The organism is Flavobacterium sp. LM4 (genome assembly GCF_002017935.1).
Taxonomy (GTDB): domain Bacteria; phylum Bacteroidota; class Bacteroidia; order Flavobacteriales; family Flavobacteriaceae; genus Flavobacterium; species Flavobacterium chungangense.
Genome location: NZ_MUFW01000001.1, coordinates 518966 through 534804 on the forward strand (window position 1 = coordinate 518966; position 15839 = coordinate 534804).

At 34.1% G+C, this 15839-nt stretch carries 15 protein-coding genes and 1 riboswitch; of the genes, 5 read left to right on the forward strand and 10 right to left on the reverse strand.

What is annotated here, in order from left to right; translation table 11 throughout:
• Nucleotide 1: 1 nt before the first annotated feature.
• From BXU10_RS02290 to BXU10_RS02320, 7 genes are all read right to left on the reverse strand, one after another.
• Complete coding sequence (locus BXU10_RS02290) at nt 2-1837, reverse strand: TonB-dependent siderophore receptor (RefSeq protein WP_078227886.1); 1836 nt, start codon at nt 1835-1837, stop codon at nt 2-4.
• Nucleotides 1838-1863: 26 nt separating this feature from the next.
• A riboswitch (cobalamin riboswitch) is annotated at nt 1864-2098 on the reverse strand.
• Nucleotides 2099-2165: 67 nt separating this feature from the next.
• On the reverse strand, nt 2166-2702 hold the full coding sequence (cobC, locus tag BXU10_RS02295; RefSeq protein ID WP_078225935.1) for an alpha-ribazole phosphatase: 537 nt from the start codon (nt 2700-2702) through the stop codon (nt 2166-2168).
• Nucleotides 2687-3472 (reverse strand): adenosylcobinamide-GDP ribazoletransferase, encoded by a 786-nt coding sequence (locus BXU10_RS02300; RefSeq protein WP_078225936.1) that lies wholly within the window; start codon nt 3470-3472, stop codon nt 2687-2689. Before BXU10_RS02300 ends, cobC begins: the two co-directional genes overlap by 16 nt.
• A 51-nt stretch (nt 3473-3523) precedes the next feature.
• A complete protein-coding gene (gene cobT, locus BXU10_RS02305) occupies nt 3524-5203 on the reverse strand; it encodes a nicotinate-nucleotide--dimethylbenzimidazole phosphoribosyltransferase (RefSeq protein ID WP_078225937.1) in 1680 nt (559 codons plus the stop codon).
• Between the two features lie 204 nt (nt 5204-5407).
• Nucleotides 5408-5917: a bifunctional adenosylcobinamide kinase/adenosylcobinamide-phosphate guanylyltransferase gene (gene cobU, locus BXU10_RS02310; RefSeq protein ID WP_078225938.1), complete on the reverse strand. Its 510-nt coding sequence runs from the start codon at nt 5915-5917 to the stop codon at nt 5408-5410.
• 48 nt (nt 5918-5965) lie between these two features.
• Nucleotides 5966-6328, reverse strand: a complete 363-nt coding sequence (locus BXU10_RS02315; RefSeq protein WP_078225939.1) for a four helix bundle protein — start codon at nt 6326-6328, stop codon at nt 5966-5968.
• A gap of 27 nt (nt 6329-6355) precedes the next feature.
• Nucleotides 6356-6718, reverse strand: a complete 363-nt coding sequence (locus BXU10_RS02320) for a DUF5522 domain-containing protein (protein ID WP_031457597.1) — start codon at nt 6716-6718, stop codon at nt 6356-6358.
• Nucleotides 6719-6868: 150 nt separating this feature from the next.
• Here BXU10_RS02320 and BXU10_RS02325 point away from each other — a divergent pair, with 150 nt between their 5' ends.
• From BXU10_RS02325 to BXU10_RS02335, 3 genes are read left to right on the forward strand one after another with little or no spacing between them, the layout of a single operon-like run.
• Complete coding sequence (locus BXU10_RS02325; protein WP_078225940.1) at nt 6869-8011, forward strand: ABC transporter substrate-binding protein; 1143 nt, start codon at nt 6869-6871, stop codon at nt 8009-8011.
• Between the two features lies 1 nt (nt 8012).
• Entirely contained in the window at nt 8013-9041 is a 1029-nt protein-coding gene (locus tag BXU10_RS02330) for an iron ABC transporter permease (protein ID WP_123921939.1), read from the forward strand.
• 22 nt (nt 9042-9063) lie between these two features.
• Nucleotides 9064-9840 carry an ABC transporter ATP-binding protein gene (locus tag BXU10_RS02335; protein WP_078227888.1) on the forward strand — a complete coding sequence of 259 codons (777 nt, stop codon included), beginning with the start codon at nt 9064-9066 and terminating at the stop codon, nt 9838-9840.
• On the opposite strand, the gene BXU10_RS02340 is transcribed toward BXU10_RS02335, so the two are convergent.
• From BXU10_RS02340 to BXU10_RS02350, 3 genes are all read right to left on the reverse strand, one after another.
• Nucleotides 9837-10415, reverse strand: coding sequence for a hypothetical protein (locus tag BXU10_RS02340; protein ID WP_078225941.1), 579 nt, complete (start codon nt 10413-10415; stop codon nt 9837-9839). The two genes, BXU10_RS02335 and BXU10_RS02340, sit on opposite strands and share 4 nt — an antisense overlap.
• A 9-nt stretch (nt 10416-10424) precedes the next feature.
• Nucleotides 10425-10889, reverse strand: coding sequence for a tRNA (cytidine(34)-2'-O)-methyltransferase (locus BXU10_RS02345; RefSeq protein ID WP_078225942.1), 465 nt, complete (start codon nt 10887-10889; stop codon nt 10425-10427).
• Nucleotides 10890-10961: 72 nt separating this feature from the next.
• Nucleotides 10962-11528, reverse strand: a complete 567-nt coding sequence (locus BXU10_RS02350) for a pseudouridine synthase (protein WP_078227889.1) — start codon at nt 11526-11528, stop codon at nt 10962-10964.
• A 137-nt stretch (nt 11529-11665) separates the two neighbouring features.
• On the opposite strand from BXU10_RS02350, the gene BXU10_RS02355 reads away from it, so the two are divergent.
• The gene (locus tag BXU10_RS02355; RefSeq protein WP_078227890.1) at nt 11666-12040 is read left to right on the forward strand and encodes a hypothetical protein; all 375 of its coding nucleotides are present in this window, start codon (nt 11666-11668) and stop codon (nt 12038-12040) included.
• 326 nt (nt 12041-12366) lie between these two features.
• Nucleotides 12367-15792: a choice-of-anchor J domain-containing protein gene (locus BXU10_RS02360; RefSeq protein ID WP_078225943.1), complete on the forward strand. Its 3426-nt coding sequence runs from the start codon at nt 12367-12369 to the stop codon at nt 15790-15792.
• Nucleotides 15793-15839 lie beyond the last annotated feature (47 nt).

Genomic DNA, 15839 nt, shown 5'->3' on the forward strand with positions numbered 1-15839 from the left:
TTTAATAATTTAAGTTTAAATAAATGGTTGCGTTTCTTCCAGGCATATAGCGGCTTGGTTGCGCTTCATATTTTTCGTTCCATAAATTGGCTACTCTGACACCAATTTTAAAAATATTTTTTTTACTGAAATTATAATCTGCACCAACGTTTGAAACATTATAAGCATCCAAAATGTATTTTGGATTGTTATCTGATGTGGTGAAAATTTCTCCTGTATACATAATTTGATAATAAGCCGAAATCTTTTTGTAGTAATAAGATAATGAGCCGGTAAGTTTATGGTATGGTACGTAAAAAAGCTGTTTGTCAGTTTTATCGTTTAATGAAACTGTATAAGCATATGTTCCGCTAAAATCAAATGTATGCTTATTAAAGTTTTTCTTCCATCCCAAGAGTGCTTCAGCACCATAAATAGTAACACTGTCTGTGTTTTCCGGAGACCAGTTTCCGGTATTGTTCGGCAGCCATCGAATCATATTTTTTATTTTCATTCCATAGGCAGTAACCGTTAATCGGAAGTCTTTATGTTTAAATTCATTTCCTATTTCTGCCTGAAAAGAGCTTTCAGGTTTTAAGTCAGGATTACCACTTCCTGTCCAAAATAAATCGTTAAAGGTTGGAATCCTGAAATTTCTGGATATATTAAATTTAAGCTGATAAAAATCTGAAAAATTATATCGTGAACCTGCAGAAAAAAGAACAGGACTTTTATAAACGTCTGAAATCTCTTTTCTGGCACTCAATTCGTAATTCCATTTTTCGTTTAAATTATGTTTCCATAAAATACTTGCTCCGCCAATTTCACGATTGTTTCTGCCAACTCCTGAACCTAATCCATTATTTTTTGTATAATCTAAAATTGCACTAATTTTTATTACAGAAGAGATTGCATAATCAATATCATATTTTCCGATAAAACTTTTTACACCCCCTGAAGTAAAGCCTTCATTTTTTATATCTTCATAATATTTATAATGTTCTGAGATATAAGCAAGTCTTAAATTGGTTTCAAATTTGTTAAAACTGCTGCTCCAGGTCAATAAATTACGGGTATTGTAATCCTGATATTTTGTTTTTGTTGCATTTGGAGATGTCAAAGAAAAGTGACGCTCTCCATCAAAAATTTCGCTGTAAAATTTGATACTGTTATTCTGGTTTATTTTGTATCCAATAGCTGCGTCAAATGTATTGTTGTAATATTGTCCGTTAGTATTCCATACTTTCTGACCTATATATTTAAAATCGTTGTCTGAACTGTTTCTGGTAAAGCTTGCATCCACACTCCATTTTTCGGTAGATGCTGTAATACCATAAACAGCACTTAGTGTATTAAATTCGCCATAGTAAATCTGAAATTCATTTTTGAATGTATTTGTAAATTTTAAATCATTGTTTAAATGAATCGTACCGCCAATTGCACCACTGCCATATATGACACTTCCTCCGCCTGCTTTAACATCAATAGAATTAAAACCACGTGTAGAGATAGTGTTAAAATCAGCCTGACCAAGTAATTGAGAGTTTATATTTATTCCGTTCCAGACCACAACTGTTTGTTGTGATGTTGTTCCTCGAAATGACGGAGATGAAGTCATTCCTAAACCATTCTCTTTAAAATAAATAACGGTGTTGTAGTTTAAAAGAGAAGTTAATGAAGATTCATTTTTACTGATTATAGAATCACTTAATCGTTGAATCGATTGTGTATTTGCAAATCTTTTAAGATTTGAATCCGAAACAATAACTTCTTTTAATTTTGTAATAGAGTCGTTCTGCGCCAAAATAATCTGGCACAAAAGCAAAAAGCAAAAAGCAAAACGTTTTTTAAAAGTCATAATTTCTACACTCTTTTTCCCGAGAGTTCGATATTTGTTAATAAGGCAGGTCTCCTGGCTTGCGTCTTGTTGTTTACCTTCCCATCACGCAGCCGTGACAGTGGTTTTGTAGATAACAACAAGCATTCTTTTAAAAAGAACTAAGCTTACAGTTGCGGGTACAGCTCAAGAATTTGATTTTAAAATACTTAAAATCAGTCACTTGATTCCCTTTTAATGTGTTTTTTAATCAAAAACACAACCTTAATCGGGTGCAAAGATAAAGTTAAAAAAGTGTAAAATTCAAATTTGTTTTACTTTTTAAAACACTTGATAAAGAAAAGACGCCTTAAAAATTGATTTTGATGACCTCTCCAAAGTCTGCTTTATTCTGAAAAGCATCTTTTAAAGGTAGTGATGAATGATAGCACAAAAAGCTTCTGATGATGCCGGCATGCGTTACGATGATAATCGGTAAATGGGACTTTTTTGATTTAATTTCGGATAAGAAATCGCCAGTTCTTTCGTGTAATTCCACAAAAGATTCTCCGTTTGAAGCACGGATATTAACAAAATTTTCCATCCATGGATTGAGTTGCTCCGGCGGAATTTCATTCCACGTTTTCATTTCCCAATCGCCAAAATGCATTTCTTTCAAGCGATTATCTTCCTGGTAAGAAATCGTATTTATATTTTTTTGAATGTATTTCGCCAAAATCACACATCGTTTCAACGGACTCGAAAAAATTATTGCTTTAGAAGGTAGTTGTGAAAGGATGTTTTCGAAAACAGACTCAAAAGGCTCCGCTAAATCTACATCAGATTGTCCGTAGCAAATTCCTTTTTCGCAGGTCGTTTCGGTATGGCGAACTAAATAAATTTCCATATAAAAAGAATGCTTAAATAATAAAGCACTTCGCAAACTTGTTGGGTAGCGCCCAGACAATCACCGGTATAGCCGTCAATCCATTTTTGAAAATAACGAGCTAAAAAATAACGAGTCAGGAAAACAGGAATTAAAACTAAAAGTATTTTATATTGAAAATAGGAGAGTGCCAATAGCGGAATTAACCCAAAGAAAAAGGATCCTAGAACTTCTTTCCAGCCATGGTTTTTTGCAATGGGCTTGCTTTTACTCGAAGCATCATCGCGCGAATATTGATGTGTAAAAATAATTGAGATTGCAGCCAAACGGCTCAATGCATGTGCAGAAATAAACAGCAGAAAAACCAAATATTTTTCACTCGAAAAAAGTAAAACAGATTCAGAAAGTAATTTGAATTTCAATAAAAAAAGCAGTACTAAACCAATCGCACCATAAGCGCCAATTGCACTGTCTTTCATAATCATGAGGATTTTTTCTTTAGTCCAGCCTCCGCCAAAACCATCGCAGACATCAGCAAAGCCATCTTCGTGAAAGGCGCCTGTTGTGAGTATAGAAGTAATGATTGCTAAAATAACAGCTGTTTCTGTAGAAAGAAAAAGAGAAGAAACATAGAAAGCAACAAATGATATGCTTCCCACAATCCAGCCAATTAAAGGGAAATATCGTGTGGCTTTGTTTAAATATTCAGGATCGTGACTGATGTTTTTCGGACATGGAATCCGGGTGTAAAACATTAGACATGTAAAGAATATATGTAGTTCCTTTTTCATTAAAAGATTTAATTTTTATATTTTGATTGAAATTGAATTTTGCAATTGCTTTTATTTCCTGCTCACTCCCGCACTTTCAAAACTCGCCATTTCATTCAAAAAAGCCTCAGCAGATTTCAGAATAGGAAAAGCAACAGCACAGCCTGTTCCTTCTCCAAGGCGCAAATCTAAATTTAAAATTGGTTTTACCTGCAGATAATTCAATAATTTTTGATGTGCTTTTTCGGCAGAGCAGTGGCAGAAAACAGCATTTTGTAAAATATCAGGATTTATTTTCGAAGCAATTAAAAAGGCAACACTGCAAATAAAGCCATCAACCAAAACAATCATATTGTTCCCGAAAGCTGTTAACATTCCGCTTGTCATTTGTATGATTTCAAAACCTCCAAAGTAGGCGAGCTGCTGCATTAATTCGGCCGGACCAGAATAATTTTCAATCGCTTTTTTAAGCAGATTTTGTTTCTGAATTAAATTTTTATCAATAACTCCTGTTCCTTTTCCAACACATTCTTCAATCGGAAAACCGGTTAAAACGCTCATCAGAACTGAAGCTGTCGAAGTGTTTCCAATTCCCATTTCACCAAAACCAATACAATTAGAACCTGTTTTGGCAATAGTTTCGACAACTGATTTTCCTTTTTCAAAACACAATTGCAATTCGGTTTCACTCATTGCCGGCGCATGCAAAAAAGATTGGGTTCCTTTTGCGATTTTCGCATTGATCAGTTTAGCATTTGTTGGGAAATCATAATTAACCCCGGAATCGACAATTGAAAGTTGAATATCATGCTGATTGCAAAAAACATTAATTGCAGCACCGCCTTCCAGAAAATTACCAACCATTTGTCTGGTTACATCCTGTGGATAAGCACTTACACCGTGATTTGCAATTCCGTGATCAGCTGCAAAAACGACAATATTAGGATTGTTTATTTTTGGATTTAAAGTTTTAAAAACTGTCCCTAACTGAAAAGCCAAAGTTTCTAAAGTGCCTAAAGCACCAACAGGTTTGGTTTTAGAATCTATTTTTTCCTGCAGCAGTATGTTGAAATTGGTTTCGTCTTCAGTTTCAGATTGAGGTTTTAAAACAAAATCCGACACATGATTTAGATTAACATTTTTAATTTCTGTACAATCCGGAGTTTCAGATTTTTGTTTCCAATGCAGTTGCTGTAACATCGGTTGATTATCGTAATTGGTTGCAGGTTTTCCAATACAGAAATACCCCAGAGGTTCAATGTTTTGAGGTAGGTTAAGTATTTTTTTAAACTGATAATAATTCAAAATCGAAACCCATCCCATCCCATATCCTTGCTCTGTAAGGGATAGCCAGATATTTTGAGCTGCACAAACCGAACTAAATTTTACTGCCTCATTGCTTCCAACAGTTCCAATTGTAAATTGATTCAGAACCGATCTGTCGTACGCAATGATAAGCCCGATTGGGGCTTCTTCAATCGCTTCCAGTTTCAGGGATTTGTAATGTTCTTTTTGCTCTGGATTATCTGTAAGTTCTTCGGCCTTTTTATTATAATCCAAAAATAAATTTTTAACTGCACTCTTTACTTCTGCAGATTTGATGATATAATATCTTGTGGCATCCGTCAATCCTACAGAAGGTGCCCAATGTCCGGCCTGCAAAGCTTTTTTAATCACCTCGTCAGGAACGGTATCGGCTGTAAAATGTCGGGTATCACGACGTGATTTTAGTATATCGTCCAGATTGCTCATTTTTAAAAATCAATTACAATGTCAAAATCAATATCAATTACAATTTCAAAAATCAATTGCAATAATCTTGATGTTTGAATTTATGTAAAGTTAAGGCAGAGCTTTGGAATTTGGAATTTAAAATGTTGGAATTTGTTTATTAATTGATATTGATTTTTGAAATTGCCATTGTTTTTGAAATTGATTTTTGCCATTGAAATTTGCCTAACCTTTTATTTTAACCGGAATACCTGAAACCATCAAAACCACTTCGTCTGCATTTGAAGCCAGAAACTGATTCATCCAGCCTTGCAGTTCGGTAAATTTTCTGCCAATGTGAGTATCGGCATGAACGCCCATTCCAATTTCGTTTGTAACAATAATCAGGTTAGTATTGGGTTGACTGGCTATTTTTTCAAATTCGCTTTTTGCTTCTTCAAGTGATAATGAGACATCATTTTTGGTATCAACAAAAAAATTGGTCAGCCAGAGCGTTACGCAGTCAATCAAAGCTGTTTTGTCTGAAAAGTCAATTTCACTCAAATATTTTTCTTTTTCAATATTGGTCCATCGTTCGTCGCGTTCCTGTTGATGACGGTCAATTCGGTTCTGGAAATCAGCATCCCATTTTCTGGCCGTAGCGACATAAATTGGCGCATTTGAAAGCTGTAAAGCTAAAGTCTGAGCGTAGCTGCTTTTTCCGGAACGTTCACCTCCGGTAATTAAGTAAATCATTATTTAAATTGTTGATTGTAAATTGTTAGTTATTAATTAAGAAAGAACTTACTTAGCCATAACTTGGCTTTTAGTAGTTTTAATTATGCTGGTTATTAATTTTAATATTGTAATTGCATCATTGTTAATGTTCCCGAATTCTTTTTCATTTAAATAGTCAGTTGCTTTGAGAAGTTCCAACCAATAAATTGTTTCATTGGCTTCTTTTTGAGCTATTGCAAATTTATGAATAAAATCATTTTTACTTTCAGCATGCTCTGCTTCTCTTATCATAGCACCAATACTGGTTTCGGATCGCAGGAGCTGTTTGGAGAGAGTGAATTCTTTTTTCTCAATCCATAGATATTGATGTAATTTAACTATTCGAATAGCAAAATCAAAACTTTTATCTTTTACAATGTTATTTTTCATTAACAACTAACAATTTATAATTAACAATTAATAAGGACAATGACGACAGGCATTACCGCAACAGGTTCCTCTTTTTAAATGAAACCATGTTTTAAAAACATAATTGCCATTTTCAATGTAATAATCAATGTCTTCAATTAGTTTTTCAGTTTTTGGTAAGCATATGGCTTTGTTTTTAAGTGCTTTTTTAGGAGTAATAGTTTCTACATAGGCATCAATTTTGTCGATACATGCTTCTTTAAAACATTCTGGACAAAGACAGTCTCCTCCTTCTGAAAGATTAAAAATCGGGGGGAAGTCATTGCACCAGCAATTGTTTTCAGGAGAAATATTACCGCAGCTAAAGGAAGATTCACAGCTTGAACAAACTTTCGTTTTTATATTATTCATAAATATTTAAAAATTGGTTTGTCTAAATTTGTAAGAATAAAGGTGGGTAAAAAAAATAATAAATTACGTTACCTTTGTCATTATTGATAAAGACATTATTGGGAGCAGACAATAATAATGCCATATTTCCTGAAACAATATAACATGCATATGAAACATTTATTTTCTAAATTTATTTTTATTGTCTCATTTTTTATACTGACAGGATGTAAGAAAAATGAAAGCAAACAAATTGTAACTTCTAAAATTCCTAAAAATACTATCGAGTATGCTTCCGGACTTTCTATTGTAAAACACGAAGGATATTCAGTTGTGACAGTTTCGAATCCCTGGCCGGAAGCCAATAAAAATTTTAAATATATTTTAAAAGAAAAAGATGCTGAAGTGCCTGACAGCCTGCAGAATTATACAACGATTAAAGTGCCTTTGGAATCAGTTGTGGTGACTTCAACAACCAATATTCCGTTTCTTGAAATGCTCGATGTCGAAAATAAACTGACGGGGTTTCCACATACAGATTATATTTCTTCTGAAAAAACCAGAGCATTAATAGATAAAGGTGCTGTTAAAAATGTGGGGCAGAACGAAAAATTAAATATGGAACAATTAATAGAATTGTCACCGGATTTGATTGTGACTTTTGGAGTAGACAATAATAATCCAATGCTGGATAATTTGAAAAAAAGTGGCTTAAATGTACTAATTCAGGCTGATTGGATGGAGCAGTCTCCACTTGGCAAAGCGGAATGGATTAAACTTTATGGAGCTTTATTTGGAAAAGAAGACAAAGCAAAAGAATTATTCGATAAAATTGTGACAAGTTATAATCAGGCAAAAAAATTAGTAGCCGGAAAATCTGCAGCTTCTACTGTTTTGTACGGTTCAATGTATGAAGATGTATGGTATGTGGCAAAAGGAAACAGCTGGGTTGCCAAATTTATGAAAGATGCTCAGTCCAATTATTTATGGTCAGATTTAGAAGGCACCGGAAGCCAGGGCTTGTCATTTGAAAAAGTTTTGGACAAAGCCAAAACCGCAAACTTCTGGATTGTTTCAGGATCCTTTAAAACTTTAGACGAATTACAAAAAGCAAATCCGCATTATAATGAATTTGATGCTTTTAAAAACAAATCAGTTTATTGTTTAGAAAGTAAGTTTGGAGCTACAGGCGGAACTATTTATTATGAATTATCACCAAGCAGGCCTGATTTGGTTTTGAAAGATTATATTAAAATTTTTCATCCGGATTTGTTGCCGGGTTATGAGTTTACTTTTGCAACTAAACTGAATTAAATTGCCGAACAGAAAAAGAAATACGATTTTATTTAGCATTTTAGCTTTAGGACTTCTTCTGATGTTTTTTGCGAGTATTAGTTTGGGTTCTGTTAATATTCCGTTTAAAGATGTTTATGCAAGTTTAACAGGAGGTGAGGCTAGTAAATCGACTTGGGAATATATCATTATTAATTATCGTTTGCCAAAAGCCATTACCGCCATTTTAGTTGGAACCGGACTTTCAATAAGCGGTTTGCTAATGCAGACTTTGTTTAGAAATCCGCTTGCAGGACCTTATGTTTTAGGATTAAGTTCAGGTGCAAGTTTGGGTGTAGCTTTTGTAATTCTGGGGGCAGGCTTTTTGCCACCCTTTTTGAAAATAATTGCATTATCATCATACGGAATTGTTTTTGCTTCGACTTTAGGAAGCACACTCGTTTTACTCTTGGTTTTGTTAGTTTCACAGCGATTACGGGATACAATGGCAATTTTGATCGTTGGATTAATGTTTGGAAGCTTTACAACAGCAATCGTAAGTGTTTTGACCTATTTTAGTACTGCTGAACAGCTTCAGAAATTTACTTTTTGGTCCTTAGGAAATCTTGGAAACCTTTCATGGAAATCAATCATTGTTTTAGCTATTAGTGTGTCTTTTGGCTTAGTTTTAAGTGCATGCAGTATCAAGCCTTTGAACGCTTTGCTACTGGGAGAAAATTATGCAAAAAGCATGGGGTTGAATTTTAAAAAAGCCAGATTAATAATCATTTTTGCGACCAGTATTCTAGCCGGAAGTATCACTGCTTTTGCAGGTCCGATTGCTTTTATTGGTCTTGCAGTTCCGCATATTGCAAAACTGACTTTCCAAACCAGTAATCATATGATTTTGTTTTGGAGTACTTTGCTTTTTGGAGCTATTATCGTGCTATTTTGTGATATAGTTTCTCAAATGCCCGGTTTTGATGTGACGCTTCCAATAAATGCTATTACATCTATAATTGGGGCACCAGTTGTGATTTGGTTATTGGTACGAAAAAGTAATTTTAAGTAATTAGTTTAAATCAATGGCAAAAATGAACACCATCCTCTCAACTTCAAATTTAAGTATTGGCTACAAAATCAAGAAAGTTGCTGTGACTATTGCCCAGGATTTAAATCTGACTTTCGATTCGGGAAAACTCATTGCTTTAATTGGAGCCAATGGAGTAGGAAAGTCAACTTTACTGAGAACGATTACAGGAATTCAGCCTGCACTAGAAGGAAGTGTCTCTCTAAATGATAAAAATATAAACACCTACAAACCATTAGATTTAGCACAAAGCCTAAGTTTAGTTTTAACTGAAAAACTGCCCCCAAGTAATCTCTCAGTCTTTGAATTGGTGGCATTGGGCCGTCAGCCTTACACCAATTGGGTGGGAACTTTAATAGAAACTGATATTGATAAAGTAAGGCAGGCAATGGCATTAACCCAAATAGAACATTTAGCTACAAAAAGGCATTTTGAAATAAGTGATGGTCAATTGCAAAAAGTTTTAATTGCTAGAGCTCTGGCACAGGACACGCCCTTGATTATTCTGGACGAACCTACAACACATCTCGATTTACTGCATAAAGTTTCACTGTTCAAATTGCTGAAAAAGCTAACACAGGAAACTCAAAAATGCATTTTGTTTTCAACACACGACATTGATCTGGCAATTCAGTTAAGTGACGAAATGATTATAATGACGCCCGAAATGGTAGTACAGGATGAACCTTGCAATTTAATTTCACAAGGAAGTTTTGCAACATTATTTAAAGACGAACATATTGTTTTTGATGCAGAGAAAGGGAAGTTTATTGTGAGTTAGTTTTTTTTTGATTTCCACCCGTTTATTTTTCGATTAATAAATACAAAAAATCCAACAAAAGCTAAGAAAAAAGAAATCCTCATCGGCAATTTAATGAAAATGTTTGAAGGATAAATACTTGAATACATTGACCAGGAACTAGGTAAATAATCCCTGTGAAAAGAGGTTATGATTATTACTATTCTTTCTATTGAAAGAATTAGTAAAATACTAAAAACTAATCTCAATAGAATATTTTTCCGGATTACTTTAAATCGTAATAATTGAGTAATAGAAAACCAAAGGAATGGCTGAAGCCACACTGTAAACCAATATTCTCCAAACATTCTACTGAGTAGAGAAGCTTTACTTTCTTCATCTATGCTGTTTAAATCAGTTATAGTTGCAATCATCCATACAATTAAATAAATAATTCCAACAAAGGAAATAGAACGATTAGATTGCTCATCAACTTGTTTAATAAGTTGGTTTTTTGTGAAAATTGAAAGAATTAGATATAGAATTGTGATTAAACCATATGCTGCAAAAAAATCAATTAATATTATTTCGAATGTAAATATTATTCTTTCAGACATTTTGTTGATTTAATGATTAAATTTCTTCAATCCAATCTGCCTCTTAGCTTCCCCAACCACAAACGCAACTGAATTAGCAATATTAAAAGAACGAATAAGCGGAGACATCGGAATAGTCAAATGATTTTCGAATCTTGCCATAAACTCCTTACTCAAACCAACACTTTCTTTCCCGAATACCAGCCAGTCACCATCCTGAAATTCATTTTCCAGATACGATTTATCAGAATGTGAACTCATTAAAAACACCCGTGATTGATCCGGAATCTGTGCTATCCATTCTTCAATATTTTGATATTCGGTTACGTCAAGGTGAACCCAATAATCCAAGCCGGAACGTTTTAGGTTTTTATCATTAATTACAAATCCAAACGGATGAATTAAATGCAGTCTGCTTTCTGTGCCTACACACAAGCGGCCAATATTTCCGGTATTGTTTGGTATTTCCGGTTCTACGAGAACAACGTTTAGCATGTTTTTTTTGAGTTTTGAGTTATAAGTGATAAGTTTTTTTGGAATTATCTAATTGGCTAATTGCCACATCATCTAATTCTCTAATTGATCAACCTCACGAACTTCACCCGCTTTTAAGTTTTGCAAATATACATTTCCTATTCGAACACGTACAAGTCTTAAAGTAGGAAAACCAACTGCGGCGGTCATTTTTCGAACCTGACGAAATTTTCCTTCATTAACTGTTATCGAAGCCCATGAGGTTGGACCATGACGTTCGTCCCTGATCTTTTTGGCTCTTGGACCAAAATCAGGAATTTCGGTAACGATAAAAGCGGTACAGGATTTTGTTTTGTATTTTACTCCTTCAAAACCAATTTCTACACCTTGCTGCAATTGTTCAATGGCTTCGGGAGTTATAATTCCGTCAACCTGAACGTAATATTCTTTGTCTACTTTCTTGCTTCTTATCTGTTCGCTGACTTTTCCGTCTGTAGTCAGCAAAAGCAAACCTTCAGAGTCTTCATCGAGCCTTCCTATTGCCATTGTCCCTTCCGGAAAATCATGCAATTCACCTAAAAGCTTTTTCTTTCTTTTTAATTCATAAATAAATTGGCTGAGGTAGCCATAAGGTTTAAAAAGAATAAAGTGTCTGTGCATTTTTAATTTTTTGCAAAGATAGTTTGTTTCATCTTCATTAAAAATAATCGTATAATAAACTAAAGGCAATGTTAAATCATTTAGTTTTAAAATTTAGAATTCGTAATATTATAATAGTAATTTTAAATAATAATGATATGGAAACTAATAATTTAGGCTCTAAAAAGATAAATGGAGTACAAAAAAATATAGACGAATCGAAAGGAAAAAATATTTCTCACGACGGCAAATCTGAGGATGCAAATTTAAAAAAAGAAGTTGTTACGGATGTGCAGGGAAATAAACAAATAGTAGAAAGGGCACGAAATGAAAACGAGGATATTCAAAAAGTAAAAGGTGATGCAAGTATGGAGGATGCCAATGCAAACCGTGGTGTTTCTACAGAAGAAGAAGCAAAAAAGACAGTCGAAAACAAAGACCGAAATTCGGATATTACACCAAATCGGTATCCTAATTCAAATCCTGAAAGTCATGAAGACAGAGGAAATATGAAATTGGATGAGGGAAATTAAAACATAACTCTTTAAAATTCTTTCATTATACAATACAAAGACTGTCTGTTTTTCATTCAGTCTTTTTTGCTTTACTTATTTGCAGTATAATTGTAGGTATAGCTTTATGTTTAGAGTTTTTTGTTAAAAAAAAATAGCGGGGCTTAAAAAAATAATATCATCATTTCAATTGAAGAAAGGTTGTGAATAATTTAATTAGTTGTCGAATTTTTTAGCTATTGATGTGAAATGTTTATAAGTTTAGTGTATTTAAGTTTATAGTTTTATAATATTCCCTTAACTTTAAAGGGTATAAATTTGATTTCTAAAAACTCTATTTTTTAAATATGAAAAAGATCTACTCTGTACGCCATTTAATGGCTTTTTTTAGTTTTTTTTATTGCTTTTCTTTAAGTGTAAATGCGCAGACAATGCCGGAAGGGCAGAAACTTCCTTATAAGCAGAATTTTACAGGCTTAGGAACAACTTTTCCTTTAGGAATTCAAGGCTGGTCTGCAAGTACTCCTTCAAGCTTACCAACTCCATCAAATTTTACAACCTCGGGTACTATAGTAGGAAATAAAGGTTTAACTGCAGGTTCTGCTAGTTCTACTTCTGGAGATGTTTATAATTTTAATGACAAAATAGGAATTTTAAATGCGGGAAGCTTCCTTGATCAGGCAATTGGTCTTGCATTAGAAACTACTAATTTCTACGGAATTCAAGTTCAATATGATGCGATGGTGATTCGTAATCCAACAGGAGTAGGAAGCCCGGCAACAACTAGAGTTAATGAGTTCGTATTACAATACAGAGTCGGAACAACAGCAGCATTCACAACTTTGCCAACTACTGTTTATGTCAATAATTCAACTCAAAAAATAGGAGCTGGAGATACTGCGGCGCAAAATCCTCAAGTTATAAAAGTAACATTGCCTTCAGATTGTGATAATCAGCCAGTCGTGCAGCTTAGATGGATTGCAAGACAACTTTCAGGTTCTGGTTCTCGTCCTTCTTTCGCAATTGACAATATTGATGTAAACAGCGATCACACAGCGCCAGTAAACGAAACCGGATTTCCAAAATCTGCTAATATATCCTCAACCCATTTTGATTTTTCGGATAAGTTGAATGAAATCGGAAAAACTTATTATGTTTTGCTTGCAGACGGGAATACAGTTCCAACTCCTGCTCACGTAAAAGCAGGATTAGATGCCAACGGAAATGCTGCTTTACAAGCAGGATTTTTAACTATAGCAGATGCTTCATCGGCTTATACGAAAAATATTGCTGGTTTAACGCTATCAACTGCCTACAGCGTATTTTCTGTTTCTGAGGATGAATATGGAAATTTACAAACAGCAGTAAATAAAGTAGACGTTACAACAACAGCAACTGCATTACCAGTAGTAACAACTTCTGTAGGTGCTCTTGATTTAGGTTCTAATGAATTAAACTTAGAATCAGCATCTAAAAGTTATCAAATTCAAGCAATGGATCTTTTGAGCGATTTAACGGTTAGTGTTACACCAAATTTTTCGATCTCAAAAGATAATGTAACATTTGCTTCAATGCTTACTTACGCTGCTGCTGACTTTGCTTCAAATGCTTCACAGACGGTTTATGTAAGATTTAATCCAAATTTAGCAGGTGCTTTTACAGGACAGATTACACATGAATCTACTTCTGTTATTAAAAATTTATCTTTAGCAGGAAGAGGAATCAATCCATACGTTCAAAATTTTGATGATCCAAATGTGTTAAGCAACAGTGGCTGGACGCAATATGATGCAGCAGGAACTGTAAACAAATGGGCATACACCACAACAGCAAGAAATGTAAATTCTGGAACAGGTGCGGTTTTTATGAATGGATATTCAGACAGTGGAGCAAGTAAAGACTGGTTGATTTCGCCAAAATTACGTTTAGATACTTTTGACAAATTACCATCATTATCTTTTTATTCTCGTAAGTTCTATCCAGGACCAGCTTTAAAATTAATGGTTTCTACGAATTACGATGGAGTAAGCAGCCCAGAAACAGCAGCATGGACAGAAATCGATGGCAGTTTTCCAACTACAACAGGATCGTATGTTCAATCTCAATATATTGATTTATCAGCTTTCAAAACTAGTCATACTTATGTAGCATGGGTTTATGAGACAACAATAGGCGGTGGTACAGGAAATGCTTCAGAATGGTCGTTTGATGATTACGCTATTGTAAACGAATCAGGTTATGTAGCTTCAAACCCTGTTTTAGATTTTGGTACTGTAGATCAAAACAACATTTCGGCTTCACAATCTTTTGCTTTTAAAGCCAAAGGATATGGAGATGTAACGATTACTGCACCTGCGGATTATCAGATATCTGTAGATAATAGTTTATTCCAAAACAGCATTATTTTGACAGAAGCCGATGCTTTTGCAGGAAAAACATTGTATGCGAGATTTGCGCCGACTGTAAAAGAATTTGAAATTGCCGGCCCGCTAACAGTTACAGGAACTTCATTAAACAAACAAGTAGGTTCTTTAACGGGATCTTCACTTCCAAAAGCAGAGACTTTTGATGTCGTAACCTATAATTTAGAATTTTTTGGTACTGATGTGAAAGGTACTGATAATGTAGAATTTGGACCAACAGATGATGCCCTGCAGATTGATAATGTAGCGAAAGTAATGAATAAACTAAATGCGGATGTTTATGTAGTTCAGGAAGTATCTGATGATCCGTCTTTGGATCTTTTGATTCAGAAACTAAATATCAACGGCAAAACATTTGACAAAACCATTTCAACATCATGGTCGTATTCATTTAATGCTCCTGACCCGAATTTTCCTCCTCAAAAATTAGTGGTACTTTATAATACACAAACGACAACTGTAAAAAAGACACGTGTAATGTTCAAAGAATTGTATGATGATGTGCGTGCTAATACAGTAACGTTACCTAATTATCCGGGCGGCAATGATGATAGTTTTTTCTCTTCAGGCCGTTTGCCGTATCTGGTTCAAATAGAAACTAATATTGGCGGAGTTGCAAAAGAGATTAACCTGATTGATCTTCATGCCCGTGCAAATAGCGGAACAGATATTGGGAGATATAATATGCGTAAATATGATGCTCAATTTTTGAAAGACAGTCTGGATGTTCATTATCCAAACTCTAATTTGATAATTTTGGGAGATTTTAATGATGATGTAAAAGCATCTGTTATTACTCCAAATCCTTCATCTTACGAATCGTTTGTTAATGATACCAGTAATTATAATGCGCTAACTTTGGGAATCAGTCAGGCAGGTGCCTATAGTTTTTTAAGCTCTGGAGGATTTCTTGATCATATTGTTATTTCAAATGAGTTAGCAGATGAATATATTTCCAATTCAATCGCTGTTTATGATCCGCGTACACATATTGCTAACTATACAACCACAACTTCAGACCATGGGCCTGTAATTGCCCGTTTTGAATTAAAAGAAGATAATCTGGGGACAATTGATTTTGAAACTAATAAAGCATTTGCCGTAAAAACATTTCCTAATCCGGCAACAGATGTGATAAATGTTGTTGTAAAAAGCAATACAGAAAAAAAATTAAAATTAAGATTGTATGATAGCAATGGACGTTTAACAGGGAATCCTGTTGAAGTTAGAGCAAATGAGGATATAAATACTACAGCAGTTCCTGTAAATTATTTACAAAGTGGATTTTATATTTATACTTTGACTGAAAATAACAAAGTTGTGTTTAAAGGAAAGATTATAAAAAAGTAAACAGAAAATAATCAATTACTCAAAAGGCAGTTCAAATCTGAACTGCC